Here is a 16,824-nt window from a genome sequence, read left to right on the forward strand (position 1 = left end):
ATCGGGATGCTCAGTCCCGACAACTTCGAGCAGTCACTCCAAGCGGCTGCCTGAATCCCTCGTAAGCCCCTGTCCACCATTCGGGGTGAACCTCACTCACCGTCGCCCCACCTCGCATCGTCGACGGCGAAATCGCGATTCCCAGCGCTCCTGGCCTCGGCATCGAGCTCGACCGAGAACGCCTCCTCGCCGCCCACGACCTCTGCCAGCAGAAGACACTGGGAGCCCGGGACGACGCGATCGGGATGCGCTACCTGGTCCCAGACTGGCAATTCGACAGCAAACGCCCCTGCCTCGTGCGGTAATCGCGTCACCGGCGACAGTAGCGCCCGTAGGTGTTCCAGTTCCTCCTCCGACACCTCGCTCGTCAACACAGCAAAGGTCCACGCTCTGGTGGGCGAGAACGGCTCCGGCAAGCCCACTGAGTCAGTTCAAGCACTCAGCGGAATTCACCAACCTCCGGCCTCGATGCGAAGCGACCCTCGACGATGAAGAGCGCCTTGCTCGCGGAGAGCAGGCGCCTACGTCAGGGAACGCCTCGTCCGGGTGCGCACAGTGGCCTCCTCCAGCTCACCTTCCACGATCTCCGGGTCCTTCAGCGCGACGGTCGCGCGCAGCGTCTTGCTGCCCGTCTCCGGGAGCGTGAAGTAGACGGCGAGGCAGACAGCGGTGATCACGATCATGTAGAGAGCGACGTACATGGGGTGCCCGGCGCCGACGAACGCGGCGGCGATCAGGGGGGCGGTGCCGCCGAAGACGGCGATCACCAGCTGGTGGGAGAAGCCGATGCCGGACACCCGGACCGACGCCGGGAACAGCTCCGCCTGGATGGTCGGGTACACCGCCTGCCAGATGCCCAGGACGAGCCATCCTGATGCGGCCACCACGACGTAGACCCAGAAGCCCGGCCGGTCGAGGAGGAGGAGCAGAGGGTAGAAGAGCACGATCATGCCGACAGCACCCACGATGGGGAAGATCTTGCGCCGCCCGAGCCGGTCCGACAACGCGCCGCAGATCGGCACGACGATGACCAGCAGGGTGAGCCCGATGACGCTGCCGACCAAGGTGGAGGCCTTGTCCCGTCCGCTGGTGAGCTGGGCGTAGGTGGGCAGGAAGGTCGCCCAGGTGTAGTAGGCCACGGCCGGCGCGGACAGCGCCGCCGTCTGCAGCAGGGCCTTCGGATGCTCACGGAGCAGAGCCAGCAGCCGGGCGGGTGCCGACTTCTTGTCGACGAGGGAGCTGGCCTCGAACTCGGAGGTCTCGTCGGCGCGGACCCGCAGGACGAGACCGACCACACCCAGGAGGCCGCCCACGAGGAAGGGGATGCGCCAGCCCCAGGCCGCGAGCTCGTCCGGAGCGAGGGCTGTGGTGATGATCGCGGCGGCCCCGGTCGCGGCGAGGGTCGCCAGGCCGCTCGCCATGTTCGAGAAGGACCCGAACAGGCCTCTCCTGTTCGGCGGGGCGTGCTCGACCATGAACGAGATGGCGCTCTGCTGCTCGCTGCCGGCCGAGATGCCCTGCAGGATCCGGGCCACCACGAAGAGGATGGGCGCCGCGTAGCCGATCGTGTCGTACCCGGGGGTGAGCGCGATGACCAGGGCGCCGAGCGCCATCCCGGACACGGACAGGGTGAGAACGACCCGCCGGCCGTAGCGATCGGCCAGCGGCGAGACGATGATCCCGCTGAAGGGGCGGACCACGAACCCGATCGCGTACGTGAGCAGCGCCGCGATGAGCGAGGCGAACGGGGAGTGGCTCGGAAAGATCTGCGGGGCGAACACCGCGGCCAGCAACCCGTAGATGTACCAGTCGTACCACTCGACGAAGTGGCCGATCGTGCCGGCCACCATGTTGACCGGGCGGCGAGGGCGATCCAGAACTTCGGAGAGCCCCGGAGGGCTTGAAGTCCCGGAGGCGTCTGGTGAGTTCGTCGTCATTGAGCGCTCCCTGGTTGGTGTGGTGCCGTGCCGGGCATCGTCAGGACTTGTTCGTCGCGGACATCGCTGTTCCCGAGCTCGTTGTCCCGGACTCCGGCCGTTCCGGGGGTGCGCCACCCGTCGAGGCGGAGCTCCATGATCGTCTCCTCAATGAGATCGATTGCTGAGATCGGTTGCAGGGACAGTAGGAAGCATGCGACTATTTGTCAATCACGCTCCCGCCCAGAGGGGACACCGGTGTTCACCAAGCTTGCGACACTGCGCACGATCGACGAGTCAGGCGCTGTGCTCATCGTTCGGCTGCCCGACGCGGACAGCGCGGAGCGCGTCGCGCATGCCGCGATCGAGGGCGGGTTCCGCGCCCTGGAGATCACGCTCTCCATCCCCGGGGCCGTCGAGCTCATCCGCCGGTTGGCCACCCGGTACGCGCCGGACGGTGTCGCCGTGGGAGCGGGAACCGTCCTCGACGGCCACGCCGCGTACGAGTGCATCCGGGCCGGTGCGGCCTTCTTGGTCAGCCCGCAGCTCAACTCCGGGATGATCCGCGTCGCCAACCGCTACCAGGTGCCGACGATCAGCGGGGCCTTCACCCCGACCGAGATCCTCGAGACCGCTGAGGCGGGTGCGGACATCGTCAAGATGTTCCCGACCGAGAACGCGGGTATCCCCTACGCCAAGGCCGTGCTCGCGCCGCTGGCGCACCTGCCGATCATGCCCGCCGGTGGGGTAACGGTCGAGAACGTCAAGGAGTGGTTCGCCGCAGGCGTGGCGGGCGTCGGTGTGGGCAGTGCCGTCACCAAGGCGTGGCAGCCTGACGGCGACTTCACCCGGGTGACCGCCGCCGCCCGCGACTTCCTGATGGCGGTGCGGGACGCGCGCGGATGAACGCACCGACCCTGCGCATCGTCATCGGCACGGCGGGCTCCGGCAAGTCGACGATCGCCCAGCGCCTCGCCCGGCAGCACGGCGCCACGTACCTCGACAAGGACGCGATGAGCGCGCGGTTCGTCGAGGCCGCCCTGGCGTCGGCCGGGTACGACCCCGGCGACCGCGAGGCCAACCCGTTCTACCGCGACAACATCCTGCCCCTCGAGTACGACTCGCTGCTCGACGTCGCCGGAGCCAACCTCCGCCTCGGTTGCCCCGTGGTGGTCGACGCACCCTTCAGCCCCTACCTGTCCGACCCCACCTTCATCACCGCGGCCGCGGAGCGCTTCGACTGGCCGCCGGTCGACGTGGAGGTGGTACGGGTCCGCGTCTCCCCGAGGACGCTGCAGGACCGGCTGCGCAAGCGTGGCCTCGAACGCGACCAGGTCAAGCTCGCCCATTGGGACGAGTACTGGGCCGTGCACGGCGGGCTGCGGTGCGCGTGGACCGGCGTACGGCTGTCAGAGCTCTCCAACGACGTGCAGGAGGCAGGGACCTCCTCGGACGTGCCGGCCCGCCCGGTTGCCTTCGAGCACGGAGGACGCGGCACGGACGGAGGCACCCGATGATCAGCGGAACGACCACACTCGTCGCGCACCTGGGCTACCCCACGCACACGTTCAAGTCGTCGCTGATCTGCAACCCCTGGTTCGAGAAGAACGGCATCGACGCCGTCGTCGTCCCGATGGGGATCAAGGCCGAGGACTACCCGGACTTCTTCCGATCGGTCTTCACGCTCACCAACATCCGCGGTGCGCTGGTCACCATGCCGCACAAGGTCACCACCATGGATCTGGTGGACGAGATCAGCCCGACCGCCGCGATCGCCGGCGCGACGAACGCCGTCCTGCGGCGGGAGGACGGGTCGCTCCTCGCCGACCAGTTCGACGGCGCCGGCTTCGTCCGCGGCATGCTGCGCAAGGGGTTCACCCCGTCCGGGAAACGCGCGCTGGTCGTCGGCAACGGCGGGGTCGGTTCTTCGATCGCTGCGTCGCTGGCCGGCCTCGGCCTGGCCGAGATCGGCTTGTTCGATCCCGACGCAGCCGCCTCCGAAGCGCTCTCCCAGCGCATCGGCCTGCACTACTCGGACGTGAAGGTCGTGATGGGGGCGAGGGATCCCGAGGGCTACGACCTGATCGTGAACGCCACCCCCATCGGAATGAACGACGGCGATCCTCTGCCTGTCGACGTCGACCGCGTCGCCGCCGGTTCGTACGTCGGAGATGTGGTGCTCAAGACCGACATGACCCCGTTCCTGCAGGCAGCCGAGGACAAGGGCTGCACGATCCAGGTCGGCAGCGACATGTTGTTCGAGCTGATTCCCGCCTACCTGGAGTTCTTCGGCTTCGAAGGCGCCGCACCCGACGAGCTGCGCGCAGCTGCGCAGCGACCGTGACGGCCACGGCTTGCGGAAGTCTGTCCCTAGTAATCCCCAGCTACAGGAGTGTGTGATGAAAGCTTTGGTCAGTGGTGGAAGTAGCGGCATAGGCGCGTCTACCTGCGTGAGGCTCGCAGAGGCGGCTCTTGCCCGGGGCAAGCAGCCGCAGATCGCGGTGTGTGGACATAAACTGACCACTGGCCAAGAGCAAACTGTCCGTTCAATTCAGTCACTGGGGGGTACTGCCATCGCATTGGTGGGTGACCTCGGTGATCCCGACGTGCCAGGTCAACTGGTAGAAGCTGCGGTAGCCGAATTTGGCGGCCTGGATGGGCTGGTAGCGAATGCCGGAATCGCCAGTCCCGGCGCAATATGCGACTTATCCGTCGAGGACTGGGACGAAATGTTCTCCGTCAACCTCCGCGGCGCGTGGCTTCTCGCCAAAGCAAGCTACGCGCATCTGAAGCGTAGTCGCGGTTCGGCTTGTTTCACCTCCTCGATGTCCGGTCAGCTACCACATGCCGGATCAGGTGCTTACAGCCCCAGCAAAGCTGCTTTGACAATGCTGGCCCAGACGCTCGCTTTGGAGTGGGCACCCGACGGTATTCGTGTGAATGTCGTATCCCCAGGCATGACTCATACATCGATGACCGAGAAAATGTACGCCGACCCCCAAATCAAGAAAGCAAGGGAAGGTATCATTCCACTGTCGCGAATTGGGAACCCCGCGGATATCGCGAACGTGATCGAGTTTCTGGTAGGCCCGTTGTCGGGTTATGTCACGGGGCAAGACATCTGTGTCGACGGCGGCTTCTCCAAGTCTATTCTCAGCCATATTCCCGGTCGGCCAAGCTCCAACTCTTAAGGCTCGATATGCTTCGAGCAGAGTCGGCACTAACCCTTTGGTTGAACGGACGGGGATCGTCGGCGGTCAACGCCTCGCGCACACCGCCGCGCCGTAGGCGTGCCAGGTCACGCTAGTTTCCTAATTTCCAGCCTTTATTTCTGAGATCGTGCATTGCCTGATTGAACTCATGCAGAGTGTTTTCTTCGCGAATTACCTCGAGAACAACATTACTTACTCCGCACGTTGCTTCGACGGCGTCGCCCAACCCTTCGAAATCTACCACTCCAGTGCCGATCGGATCATGACCCCATGTCTTCAAACCCGTATCGGAAATATGCACGAGTGCAATAGATTCTTGATGCGAGAGCAAACCCGCTACGGGATCCTCTTCTATGTAAGCAGCATTGGCGACGTCGTACACGATCTTAAGCGCATCATCGTTGACCGTACTGACGATACCCGCCAGGTCCCGGACGGTGGGAGTGAAGCAATAGGGAGTATTTTCCAGAAGGAGTCGTGTGCCAGCCAGTTTGGCCAGTGGGATCAGATCGCCCAGACTCTCATACATCCATCCATACGCTTTTTCGAGTGAAGGTGAAATCATCGGCCGCCTTGTACCAGGGGATATCACGACTTCGGGGACATCCCAAGCTACCGCCAAGTCGATCACCGACTTGATGTGTTCAATACTTTTGCGGCGCATATTTGCGCCGGGGCTCGCCAAATTGATGTCATATCCACCAGCATTGAGCGACCTGATTCTCGCGCCGTATTCGCTGAGCCTCGCCTTCATGGCCGAGCGCTCTGAGCTGGATATTTCATCCGGCCAACAATGCGGAGAGCTAATCGGAACTTCGAAAGTCTCATAGCCGTTGTCGACCAATTCCGCAATTGCATCAATCGCCGTAGACGACCATAGATACGAAAACGTGTTGATAATCACGTCGAAACATCCCTCTCGCGTCGTCGCCGTCACTTCTTGGCGTGGCTGCTCCAGGCCCGTCCGGGTTGCTCGTCGGTGGGGAGCCCGGCGGCGGCGAGGATGCGATCGAGGAGGAGCTGGGTCTTCACCGCGTCAGCCCCGGACGTCAAGGGCTCACCGCGGTCCCGGACACGGTCCAGGAAGTGGTGAACCGCTGCGGCGAAGCCGAACGTCTGCGTCGCCGTCGCCCAGCCGAAGGCCTCGGGCGACATCTCGCGCACGGTCGTCCCGTCGGGCCGGCTGATCGAGATCCGGTCGGGCGCGGTGACGCTCGCGCTCGCCCCGTCTCCGTATGCGTCGAGTTTCTCGCTCCAGCCGCCGGCGTCGCGGGCCCCCACGAGCACGCCGGAGTGACCGTTGTCGAACCGGACGAGCGCGGCCACGCCGTCCTCTTGCCAGCGGTCGTCACCGGCCGCGTGCGCGCTGACGTCGACGGGCTCGCCCCCGCAGTACCAGCGCAGCAGGTCGACCATGTGGATCGCGTTCTCGAAGGTGGCGCGGTACTCGGAGCCTGCCCGGTTCTTCTGGGCGACGCAGAAGCTCGCGCCGCTCTCCCCGAAAGCCGCGCGACCGGCCTCGTACACCGGAGCGAAGCGGCGGTTGAACCCGACCATGAGCACCCGATTTCGTACGGCGGCCAGCTCCGCGAGGGACTGCGCGTCGGACGCGCTCGTCGCCAGCGGCTTCTCGCAGAAAACGTCGACGCCGGCCTCCAGCGCGAGTCGCGTCGCGTGGACGTGCTCCGACCGGGGCGTGAGGACGAACAACGCGTCCAGTTCCTCCGCCTCGAGCAACGCCTCGGCCGTCGGATAAGCACGGCGGAAGCCCCAGCGCCGCATCAGGGGCTGCGGGTCATCCTTGCGGGTGACCAGGCCCCGCAGCTCCACGTCGTCGCGCGCGACGAGGGTCGGGAGCTGGGCGATGCTCGCGATGTTGCCGGCGCCCGCCACACCGATGCGCAGCACATCCGGACTCGTCACGCGGGCACCACCGTGGCGAGCATCTTGCGGAGCGCGAGCGCGGAGTCCTTGAAACCGACCGCGGGGTCGGGCAGGTCCTGCGGATGCCACCGGTACTCGTACTCGAGTGAGAGCACGTCGTCGTAACCGCGGCGCACGAGCTCCTCGAGGATGTCGGGCCACGGCACGACGCCCGTACCGACGACCCGGGACCTGACGGCGCGTTCCTCGGCCTTGACCCGGGCGGTGTCCGAGGCCCGGAAGGGCGCCTCCGGGTCCTTGAAGACCAGGTCCTTCACGTGCACGTGGCCGACGAGCTCGCCCTGGGCGGCAAAGGCCTCCTGCCAGGTCTCGTCATGGGTGAAGGTCAGGTTGGCTTGGTCGTACAGCACGCGGACGGAGGGGAAGCCGACCTCGCTGACGAGACGGGCGGTATCGGCCGCGGTCTGCGTCATGGTGCCGAAGTGGTTCTCGACGCAGAGCACGACGCCCGCGTCCGCGGCCTCGGGCGCGAGGACCGTCAGCGCGCTCCGCAGCTGCTCCCAGTGCCGGGCGTGATCGGTGTCCCCCGGGTGCCAGGCGCCGGCGTACACCCGGACGCGGGTCGCACCGACGGTGTGCGCGGCCTCGAGGCATGCGCGGAGCTCGTCGATCCCCTGCTGCCGGTTCGCCGCGTCGACGCTGTTGATGGAGGTCGTGTACGGGGTGAGCGCGACGATCGGGACCCCTTCGGCGTCGGCGATCGCGGCGGCCTGCCGCGCGGACCGCGGGTCCGACGGGCTGATGGCCGCCGGGTAGTCGTCCTGGTAGATGACTTCGGCGGCGTCGAGACCTGCCGTGCCGAAGAGGCGCAGCGCTTCGGCGAGGTCACGGCCCGGGGTTCCCAGCGTGTGTCCGGCGATGATCATGAGAGAGGGGTGCTCCTTATTGGCGGGCGGCTCCAGTCCGCCGGGCCGACGAGGTTCGGCGGGTGCTGCACCCGGGACCGGTCCACGAGCTCCATCAGCAGGCCCCAGGGGGTGACGAAGTACGTCCACCGGTTGCCGGCCACGAGGGGGCTGTCGGGACCGACTTCCTTGCGGCCGCCGAGGACCCGAACGTTCGGGATCGTGCCGAGGTGGGCGATCGCCGCGTCGACGTCGTCGACGACGAAGCACAGGTGATGACCGCCCCGGTCGCTGTGTCGAGGGTGCTGGGTCCGCTGGTCGACGGACTGCCACTCGAACAGCTCGACGTTCAGGTTCGGCGGGAGCCGCAGCATGGCGAGTTCGAGGACAGCGTCCGACGGGACGTCGAAGTGCGCCGGCATGAACGACGGGTCGGGACCGCGCCGGGAGCGGTAGAGTTCCTCCGCCCCGAGGACCTCGACGAAGAAGCGCACCGCCTCGTCCAGGTCTGGAACCGTGTACGCAGCATGGTCCACGTGACGGAGCCCGGGCAGCAGCCGGCCGGTCACCGGACCGGCCTGGTCGAGGAGCGGACGAGGAGCTGCGGCTGGAGCACCACGTGCTCGACCGGGCCGCCGTTCGCCGCCTGCTCGGCGAGACGGATCGCGATGCGGCCCATCTCGGCGATGGGTTGCTGCACCGAGGTCAGCGGCGGGTTGCTGCGGGCGCCGAGCGCCAGACCGTCGAAGCCCACCACCGAGACGTCGCCGGGGACCGACATCCCCCGCGAGCCGAGCGAGCTGATGAGTCCGAAGGCGACCAGGTCGTTGCCGGCGACGACGGCGGTCGGCCGCTCACGCAGGCTCACGAGCTCTTCTGCGGCACGTTCGCCGGCGTCGACGCCGATCCCGCTGCTGTCGAGCTCGATCGGCGTCATCCCGTGCTTCTCCGCCAGCGTCCGGTAAGCCTGGCGTCGGTCGGCGGCGGTGTGCGTCCCCGCGATCCCGGAGACGTAGGCGATGGAGGTGTGCCCGAGCTCGAACAAGTGGTCCAGCGCGAGCGCGATCCCCGTCGCGCTGTCGACGGTCACCGTGGATGCCTGGTCGCCGGACTCGACGCGGTCGATGACGACCAGCCGCTTTCCGAAGCCCCGGGACTCGAACTCGGCGGGAAAGACCCGGGCGTAGGGCGCGATCACCGCGAACGGCGCGTACATCGCCTGCATGGCGTCGAGGTACCGGGCGGTGGCGTCCGCGTCGTTCTCCGTCACGCACAGCACCAGCTGGTAGCCACGCTCCCCCGCGGCGGCCGTCATGGCCTTCGCGAGCTCGGCGAAGTACGGGTTGGTGATGTCGGGGACGACCAGCGGCACGAGGGTGCTGACCTTGGTTCGGAGCGCCTGGGCGAGCGGGCTCATCCGGTAGCCCATGGAGGCCGCCACCTGGCGGACGTGGTCCAGGGTCTCCCGCTTGACGGCCTCGGGGCGGGAGAACGCCCGCGAGACCGTCGACCTGTGGACCCCGGCTGCCGCCGCTACCTCATCGATGCTGGGTGTGGACACCGGTTCTCTCCTGTCGGCTGTGCGCGTACGCGTCCCAGATGACGGCCATCGTGGTCTCGAGATCGCTGATCCGCGGGAGCTCCACGAAATCACGTCTCAGCTGCTCGGCCACCTGGTCGACGAACAATCCGTACAACGGGTCGCTGTCCACGTCGATGAGTGCGGTCTCCGTGACGCCGTCGACGGAGGTGAACGACGCGTTCCCGTCAGACCGGATGGTCGCGGTCCCCGCGGCGCCGATCCGCATGAAGGAGCAGTGCCGCTTGAGCGGCGACCCGGGGAACGCATATCCCACCTCGATGGTGGCGATCCGTCCGTCGGCCGTGGTCAGCGTCATCGAGGCGTAGTCCTCGACGCCGCGGCGGTGCAGCATCGACGACAAGGCTGCCGTCACCGCTACTTCCTCCGCACCGGCCGAGCGGAGGAAGAGATCCACGAAGTGCGGAGCGAGGTTGACCATGCACCCGCCGCCGGCGCGCTCGACGTCGATCATCCACGGACTGCCGTTGACGAGGTAGCGGTCGGGCGGGCCCGCGATGAACTGGACGCTCTCGTACACCGAGCGGCCGGCTCTCGCCAGCCAGCGGTCGGCCGGGCCTCCCCGCTGCACGAGAGGCACGGCGATCGGTACCCCGGCAGCGTCCGCGGCCGCCCGGACGTCGACCAGCTCCGGCAACGACACCCCGGCCGGCTTCTCCACGACGAGCGGGATGCGCCGGGCGACGACAGCGAGGCAGACCTCGCGCATCACGTCGTGCGGGACGAAGACGTACGCCAGCTCGGCGTCCCCGTGGGCCGCAAGCACTTCCTCCCAGGACTGGTAGAGAGGCGCGTCCCAGAGACGCGCAAGGTGCTCCGTGCGCGACGGGTCGGGGTCGCTGACCCCCACGACGTCGTGCTGCTCGGCGATCCGGTCTGCACACAGGGGCACATGCCAGTGCGACGCGCCGAGGATGATCGTCTTGGCTTTTTTCATGTCTGCGCACCACTGTGGCTGGGTATCCCATCGGCGGGCTCGCCGGCCCGCGGGGCTTGGCGGCGACCGGCCAACGCACGATCACCGGGGCCATCGACGGCACCAGGAGCCCCGTCATCAGCGTCTCCGTGCGACGGCTGGGGCAGCGCGTCGCAACGTGTGCAGCGGGCATGCAGATCGCCAGGGCCAGTGGTCATGAACTCTCATTGAGATCGGTTGCTGAGATCGGTTGCAGAAAAACTAACGGAGGACCACCTACGTGTCAACCACGGATCGATCCGACGCGGGTCCGCAAACCCGGGGTTTCGGTGACGCCGGGGTTCAGGACGTTGACCCGGATCCCCGAGGCGCCGTATCCAGCGGCCGCCGCAGCGACGACCGCTTCGCAGTCCGCGTCCCCGGGCGACGTCGGCGGCCACCGCCGCGGCCTGCCCTCCCGCGGCCCGGATCTCCTCGACCAGCGCGGCGAGCTTGTCCGCCGAACGCGCGCTCAGCACCACGGCCGCGCCTTCCCGGGCGAAGAGCCGCGCGGCCGCGGCGCCGATCCCGGTGCTCGCTCCGGTGATCAGGGCGACCTTTTCGGTCAGCGGGATGACGCGACCTCAGATCACCGCGCCGGCAAATCCACGGTTCGCGCAAAAGGGCGTTCCCCGGACGGAAGGCGCAGGTTCCGGCAGAGTGTGCGGGCTATGCGGCGTCCCGGCGGGCCACCACGCGGTACGCGTTGGACCACCCGCGCTGCCGGCCGACGGGTGCACTGATCCGGTCCGCCGCCGAGGCCAGTACGAACAACGGCACGCACGCGACGAACGTGGCCTTGCGCAGGATCCGCCGCCACCGCGTTGGCGGGGCGCCCCGCCACGGAAGATCCTCCCCGGCGATCGTCAGGGCGTTGACCGCCATGATCGACGCGGCCAGCACGTCGATGGCGCCATGCGGCTCGGCACGTTGCTCGGCGACCACCGTGAATCCGCGGGCCGCCAGCTCGGCACGGAGGTTGCCGATCGGCATCAGGTTCAGATGCTGGGGTTGCAGCCAGGGCATCCACCACCGGCCGAGCACCTTCGCCCAGCGACATTCCGGATCGGGCAGCTCGATCGCCAGCAGCCCGCCTGGCCGCAACACCATCATCGCCGCCGCCAGCTCTCGCTGGGGTTCCGCGGTGTGTTCCAGGTAGTGGTACATGCTGACCACGTCGTAGCGCCCGGCGAGCTCCTCGGCCAAGTCCACGAACAAGCCCCGGTAGCCGGTACGGATCCGGCCCTGCCGACGCGCCAGGTCTACCCCGTCGCCGAGATCGAGGCCGTCGAACTCGACTCCGGGCAGCACCGCGGCGGCTTCCTTGCAGAAATGTCCGTGTCCCATGCCGACGTCGAGCCACTCACCCGATGCGCCGACCTCCCGGGCCAGCTCGGCCCGAGAGCGATAACCCGCCCGGTTGCCTTCGAACATCCCGGTCATGTTCTTTTCGCCGAGCCCGTCATAGCAGTCCCGGTAGTAGAACTCGAGCCCGGCCGGGTTCAGCCGAGGGTTCTGGAAGACGTGCCCGCAGTCCCGGCATTCGTCGAGCACGAACCGGCCCGGCTTGTGCTGCAGCAAGTCGGTCGTGCGCAACCGGCCCCGAAGCGCACCGGAGTCGCACCACGGACAGCTGGTCCGGCGAGGCTCGAAGAACCGATCCACACCGCCGGCCAGGTCCTCCAGGTAGGCCGTGCGGCGCGAGGCGACCGGATCGGCTGGCGTGTCATCCTCGATCATGGAGGCGGAGCCTAGTGCGCGAACCAACGGGAGGTGCACCGTCGAACGGACGAAAGTGCGCGCCAGCCTTGCGAGTTCCGTCTCGCCCCTGGCTGCATACGAACGTCGCTATTGCGGTTGGTCGCCCGCTCGCGTCCGCTCATGCAGAGGAGCGGCTGAACTGAAGGTCCCGGGTATGCACCGAAGGCTTGTGGATGTCGGATTCGGTGCGCCGGAAGATGTGACGAGTAACGGTCAACTGCTCGAATTCAGCGCGTACTCCCATGCCGCGTGGCGCGTGGCGCGCGTTCGCTGGGGAAGCACGCTCACCGTCCTGTGCAGATATCGGAGCCAGTCAATCAGGCACGTGTCGGCAGACGTTCTTGCCGGTCTCGACGGTCAGCTTCTGACGATGTCGGGGATCCGGGCACCCTTGTCTCGCATTGCGCGAAGAGAATGGAGCCCTGCCGTGCGGGGGCGTAGATCCCGGTCAGTGGCCCTGGTGAGCAGATCCAGCTGCACCCGTAACTTTGGCGTGGGCGGAGAGCGCCATCAATTCCGCGGCGCGGAGCAGGTCGTCCCCGAGACCGGTCGTCGGCCGGGATCGTCGGCGCGAACTCGGCTTGGGCTGCCCCATACCGATACGTTGGACGCGGCCCGCAGCGCGAGAAGAAGGGTGGCCATGGCAGAGGTCCGGCTCGATCCGATGACCAGCGAGGAATACACGGCATATCAGCGCGACGCGGTACTGGCTTATGCCGAGGCTCATGTTTCAGCGAAAAGCTGGCCGGCCGACGGGGCACTACAGCGCGCCATCGACGAGTACGCGGAGCTCTTACCCGAGGGTGTGGCCACACCCGGCCACCACCTCTACACCGCGCGGAACGGCGACCGGAAGGTTGGCATGATCTGGTTCGCCGAACGCCCCCACGGGCGCACGTGCCTACGGTCAGCTGCTCCGAGGCATGCATCCCAACGTCGACATTGTGCGCTACGCGCTGGTCGTCTCCGTCTCAGTGCGATGGGCAGCCCAGCGCGTGAAGCCAGAAATCGCGCAGCCTCGGGATCGACCTGTACGTCGTCGCGGAGGACGGCACCGTCGAGACTGCCTAGCGGGGTGCCGGGAGTCGGCCTCTACGGTGATAGTTGTCGTTGACTGTTCGGCGCTGCCGGCAACGGAATCACTTACCATGCCCCATGGGTTCGCCGCAGCAGGCGGAGCGGTCTTCGCATCGAGGGGGTGGCCGTGGGTATCGAGCTGATGAGCCCGTATGAGCGGGCGGCGTGGCAGGATATCGAGCGCTGGCGTAGCGAGCGGTTGGCGGTCAACGAGCGCCGCTTGGTGCCGCCGGGCGTTCGTGGTCGCCTGGTCAAGGGTGGCCAGGTCGCCAAGGGTCGGCTCGAGCAAGTGCCCGGCGCGGAACAGCTGACCGCGATCGTCCACAACTCGATCGACGGATTGCTGACGTTGGTGAACAAGACCAGCGAGGCGACGCTGCGACGCAAGGCGGTCGTCGCAGCTTATGCCAAGCGCGGGCATGCCGTCAGCGAGCTGAGCGACATTCACAAGCTCAGCCTGGGTGACATCGACAAGGCCAAGCCTCGTCTGGGGCTGCGCTACACGGCCTTCAGCGCGGTCGAGGGCGCGGGCGCCGGCCTGGCAGTCTCTGGTGGTGAATTGCTCACGACAGCCGGCGGCATCTTCGGCGCGGGTGCCGGTGCAGCACCCGGTGTGGGCACGGTTGCCGCGGCGATCGCGGCCGACGCCGTGCTCGTACTGGGTGCGATGACGAGGGCGATCGCCCATACCGCCGCGTACTACGGCTACGACACCGAGTTGCCCCAGGAGAGAGTCTTTGCGCTCGGCGTCCTCAACTTCGGGATGGCTCAGCAGACCAGCAAGAGCGTCGCGTACGTCCAGTTGAACAAGCTCGTGAACGACCTCGCCCGCAGGGCGACGTGGGAGCAGTTGAACAGGAACGGCGTCACGCGGATCGTCAGAGCGCTCTACGAGCGATTCGCCGTGCGGCTGACGAAGCAGAAGCTCGGGCAGGCCGTGCCGGTCCTCGGCATCGCGATCGGCGCCGGACTCAACGCGCGGATGCTGCACAACCTCACCGAGGACGCCGAGCATCTTTACCGCGAGCGCTTCCTGCGCGAGAAACACAACCTGGAGACGGTTGATGCCACCGTGACTACGGAAGGTGCTGACCTCGACCTGGGCGACGACACGGTCCTCATCGCGGAGATCGTCGAGGAAGCGACCGCCGACGATCAGCACACCCGACGGGCTGACTGACGACTGACCTGGATGCGAAACCCCCTCGAGGAAGGCGTTCTGTTCGAGCACGCGGCGCGCATTTCACGCGTGTAGTTGTCAAGGCAGTCAGTGGCAAGGCCGGACCTACGCACATCGTCGACATGAGCGCGGATCACTGCGGGCAAACTCGGTCGCTGCGGCAGGTGCCTTCGACCTGCCATCACGGTGAGCCCGCCCAAGGCGCATCTACCTGGTAACGGTGCGTCCTGCCCGTCGCATGGTGGGGGGGCAGCCCGTTCGAGCCGGGTCGGGTCCGGGAACTCACTCCGCGACGGGAGGTGTCGGGGTTCTCGTCTCAGCCCGCAGCGGCAGAAGCGGACGTTCGGCCGGAGGTCACCGCTCACTGGCCGTAGGAGTAACGAAGACCGGCGAACAGCAGTTGGTTGAGCCGTCGCCGAAGGTCCCGGCCGAGCCACGGGTTGCCCGCTTCACCCTCCCAAGCCATCGGGCGAGTTCGCCTGCGATTGCCTTGGAGACGAGCACGTGAGCGACTGCATGCCGCCGCGCTGGGTGCGTAGGCAGCTGAAGCGGACCCCAAGCCGCGAGGTCGGCCGTCAGGGCGCTGGCCTCACTGGCATGACATCCCCATTTTGGGGATGTATCCCCAAACCTCTCGACAAAGCGCCCGCTTACAATGGGGGCGATCGGAGCCGGCCATCCCGGGCGGTGCGGTCTGGGAGGATCACCGGATGACGATGTCGCTGTCGGCCGAACTGTGGCCGGATGTGCAGCCCGAGACCGCTCGCCGGTTGATGCTGGCCGGGGTGGAAGCCTTCGCCAAACGCGGCTACCACGCCACCACCACGCGGGACATCGCCGGTGCCGCCGGGATGAGCCCCGCCGCGCTCTACGTGCACTTTCCGTCCAAGGCCGCGCTGCTGTTCGCCATCAGCCGGTACGGCCACGAGCAGACCCTCGCCCTCGTCGAGAACGTCGTCGCGAAGGAGTCCGATCCCGTCGAACGGATCCGCCTGATCGTCGAGGACTTCGTCGCCTGGCACGCCCGGCGCCACACCGTCGCCCGGGTCGTCCAGTACGAGCTGCAGGCCCTGCCCGAGAAGGAGTTCGAAGTGGTCGCCGAGCTGCGGCGACGCATCGAGCGGATCGTGCGCGACGTCATCACCGACGGCGCCGAGGCCGGCGTCTTCACCGTCTCCGACGCCTACGTTTCCGCTCGCGCCGTGCTCTCCCTCGGCGTCGACGTGGCCCGCTGGTACACCGAGCGCGCCCGCCAGACGCCGACCGCGCTCGGCCGGGAGTACGGCGGCCTGGTGCTGCGGATGCTCGGCGCGACCCGGCCTGAGACGCCGATCACAGACTGAGCGGTCGGTCGGCCGCCGCGGCGTAGCGGCGAGCCAGCCGCGCAAACGCTTCCCTCAGCTCCGCCGGCCCGACGACCTCGACGTCGGCGTCGAACCGGCCGATCGACGCCGCCAAGCCGACCCACGACCAGCCTCCCAGCACGAGCCGGCACCGGTCGGGCGCCAATTCTTCCACCACGCCGTCGCCGGCGTAGGTCGACACGACGCTCGCGGGCAGGTCCAGGATCACCTCGCCCCGGCAGGACCACTCGCCGCCGTGCCGTCCCGAGAACCGGTCCGCCACGAACGCCGCCACGTCTCCCCCGGGCAGGTCGCGCGGCTCGAAACGCGGCCCGTGGGGCGTCCGCGGCGTCATCCGGTCGACGCGGAACGTGCGCCAGTCCGCGCGGTCGAGGTCCCACGCCACCAGGTACCAGCGCCCGCCGCGCGTCACCAGGTGGTGCGGCTCCGCCCGGCGCGGCGCGTCCGACGACGCGTAGCCGAACCGCAGCACCTCGCGCGCGTGGACCGCCGCGCTGAGCGTCGCCAGCAGCGACGGATCCACCGGCGGCCCCGGGGAAACCGCCGTGACGTGCAGCGCGTCGACGCGGTGGCGCAGCCGGGCCGGCATCACCTGCCGGACCGTCGTCAGGGCCCGCGCCGCCGCTTCCTCGATCCCGCCGCCGGTGACCGTCCGCAGCGCCACCGCCAGGGCGACCGCCTGCTCGTCGTCGAACAGCAGCGGCGGCAGGTCCGCGCCCGCGCCGAGCCGGTAGCCGCCGTCGGGGCCCTTGGCCGCCACGATCGGGTAGCCGAGCTCCCGCAAGCGGTCGACGTCGCGGCGGACCGTGCGCGCGCTCACCTCCAAGCGCTCGGCCAGGAGCGTCCCCGGCCAGTCGCGGCGCGCCTGGAGCAGCGACAGCAAGGCGAGCAGGCGCGCGGAAGTTTTCGGCATACCGCCGATCTTGCCCGCAGTAGCGGACACACCCTGTCCGCTACCCCTGTCAAGGTG

The 16,824-nt window shown here is 67.8% G+C and carries 16 protein-coding genes and 1 pseudogene; 6 read left to right on the plus strand and 11 right to left on the minus strand.

All coding sequences use genetic code 11. From position 1 onward, the window contains the following. Window positions 1-92: 92 nt before the first annotated feature. Window positions 93-371 (minus strand): hypothetical protein, encoded by a 279-nt coding sequence (locus tag AB0N03_RS40925; protein ID WP_364384224.1) that lies wholly within the window; start codon window positions 369-371, stop codon window positions 93-95. Between the two features lie 150 nt (window positions 372-521). Next, complete coding sequence (locus tag AB0N03_RS40930) at window positions 522-1,847, minus strand: MFS transporter (protein WP_364384227.1); 1,326 nt, start codon at window positions 1,845-1,847, stop codon at window positions 522-524. Window positions 1,848-2,174: 327 nt separating this feature from the next. Here AB0N03_RS40930 and AB0N03_RS40935 point away from each other — a divergent pair, with 327 nt between their 5' ends. The 4 genes from AB0N03_RS40935 to AB0N03_RS40950 are packed head-to-tail and all read left to right on the plus strand — an operon-like array spanning window position 2,175 to window position 5,107. Further along, window positions 2,175-2,822: a hypothetical protein gene (locus AB0N03_RS40935; RefSeq protein WP_364384230.1), complete on the plus strand. Its 648-nt coding sequence runs from the start codon at window positions 2,175-2,177 to the stop codon at window positions 2,820-2,822. Continuing rightward, window positions 2,819-3,433, plus strand: a complete 615-nt coding sequence (locus AB0N03_RS40940) for an AAA family ATPase (protein WP_364384233.1) — start codon at window positions 2,819-2,821, stop codon at window positions 3,431-3,433. Before AB0N03_RS40935 ends, AB0N03_RS40940 begins: the two co-directional genes overlap by 4 nt. Next, window positions 3,430-4,260 carry a hypothetical protein gene (locus tag AB0N03_RS40945; protein ID WP_364384236.1) on the plus strand — a complete coding sequence of 277 codons (831 nt, stop codon included), beginning with the start codon at window positions 3,430-3,432 and terminating at the stop codon, window positions 4,258-4,260. Before AB0N03_RS40940 ends, AB0N03_RS40945 begins: the two co-directional genes overlap by 4 nt. Window positions 4,261-4,315: 55 nt before the next feature. Continuing rightward, window positions 4,316-5,107 carry an SDR family oxidoreductase gene (locus tag AB0N03_RS40950; protein ID WP_364384239.1) on the plus strand — a complete coding sequence of 264 codons (792 nt, stop codon included), beginning with the start codon at window positions 4,316-4,318 and terminating at the stop codon, window positions 5,105-5,107. 112 nt (window positions 5,108-5,219) lie between these two features. Here AB0N03_RS40950 and AB0N03_RS40955 read toward each other — a convergent pair whose 3' ends face one another. From AB0N03_RS40955 to AB0N03_RS40990, 8 genes and pseudogenes are all read right to left on the minus strand, one after another. Beyond that, on the minus strand, window positions 5,220-6,032 hold the full coding sequence (locus AB0N03_RS40955) for a sugar phosphate isomerase/epimerase family protein (protein ID WP_364384242.1): 813 nt from the start codon (window positions 6,030-6,032) through the stop codon (window positions 5,220-5,222). Window positions 6,033-6,061: 29 nt separating this feature from the next. Then, window positions 6,062-7,051: a Gfo/Idh/MocA family oxidoreductase gene (locus AB0N03_RS40960; RefSeq protein WP_364384245.1), complete on the minus strand. Its 990-nt coding sequence runs from the start codon at window positions 7,049-7,051 to the stop codon at window positions 6,062-6,064. Beyond that, on the minus strand, window positions 7,048-7,938 hold the full coding sequence (locus AB0N03_RS40965; RefSeq protein WP_364384248.1) for a sugar phosphate isomerase/epimerase family protein: 891 nt from the start codon (window positions 7,936-7,938) through the stop codon (window positions 7,048-7,050). The genes AB0N03_RS40960 and AB0N03_RS40965 overlap by 4 nt, the downstream gene beginning before the upstream one ends. Beyond that, window positions 7,935-8,453, minus strand: a complete 519-nt coding sequence (locus AB0N03_RS40970) for a VOC family protein (protein ID WP_364384251.1) — start codon at window positions 8,451-8,453, stop codon at window positions 7,935-7,937. The genes AB0N03_RS40965 and AB0N03_RS40970 overlap by 4 nt, the downstream gene beginning before the upstream one ends. Before the next feature lie 29 nt (window positions 8,454-8,482). Then, entirely contained in the window at window positions 8,483-9,478 is a 996-nt protein-coding gene (locus AB0N03_RS40975; RefSeq protein ID WP_364384254.1) for a LacI family DNA-binding transcriptional regulator, read from the minus strand. After that, a complete protein-coding gene (locus AB0N03_RS40980; protein ID WP_364384257.1) occupies window positions 9,456-10,454 on the minus strand; it encodes a Gfo/Idh/MocA family oxidoreductase in 999 nt (332 codons plus the stop codon). The genes AB0N03_RS40975 and AB0N03_RS40980 overlap by 23 nt, the downstream gene beginning before the upstream one ends. Before the next feature lie 401 nt (window positions 10,455-10,855). Beyond that, window positions 10,856-11,047 (minus strand): annotated as a pseudogene (locus tag AB0N03_RS40985) (SDR family NAD(P)-dependent oxidoreductase); the annotation flags it as partial. A gap of 94 nt (window positions 11,048-11,141) precedes the next feature. Next, entirely contained in the window at window positions 11,142-12,212 is a 1,071-nt protein-coding gene (locus AB0N03_RS40990; protein WP_364384260.1) for a class I SAM-dependent methyltransferase, read from the minus strand. A 1,225-nt stretch (window positions 12,213-13,437) separates the two neighbouring features. On the opposite strand from AB0N03_RS40990, the gene AB0N03_RS40995 reads away from it, so the two are divergent. Continuing rightward, complete coding sequence (locus tag AB0N03_RS40995; RefSeq protein ID WP_364384263.1) at window positions 13,438-14,490, plus strand: EcsC family protein; 1,053 nt, start codon at window positions 13,438-13,440, stop codon at window positions 14,488-14,490. 710 nt (window positions 14,491-15,200) lie between these two features. After that, window positions 15,201-15,833 carry a TetR/AcrR family transcriptional regulator gene (locus tag AB0N03_RS41000; RefSeq protein WP_364384266.1) on the plus strand — a complete coding sequence of 211 codons (633 nt, stop codon included), beginning with the start codon at window positions 15,201-15,203 and terminating at the stop codon, window positions 15,831-15,833. On the opposite strand, the gene AB0N03_RS41005 is transcribed toward AB0N03_RS41000, so the two are convergent. Continuing rightward, window positions 15,823-16,767, minus strand: a complete 945-nt coding sequence (locus tag AB0N03_RS41005) for a YafY family protein (protein WP_364384269.1) — start codon at window positions 16,765-16,767, stop codon at window positions 15,823-15,825. The two genes, AB0N03_RS41000 and AB0N03_RS41005, sit on opposite strands and share 11 nt — an antisense overlap. Window positions 16,768-16,824: the final 57 nt, after the last annotated feature.

Origin of the sequence: Amycolatopsis sp. NPDC051061 (assembly GCF_040682935.1) — a bacterium.
Lineage (GTDB): Bacteria > Actinomycetota > Actinomycetes > Mycobacteriales > Pseudonocardiaceae > Amycolatopsis.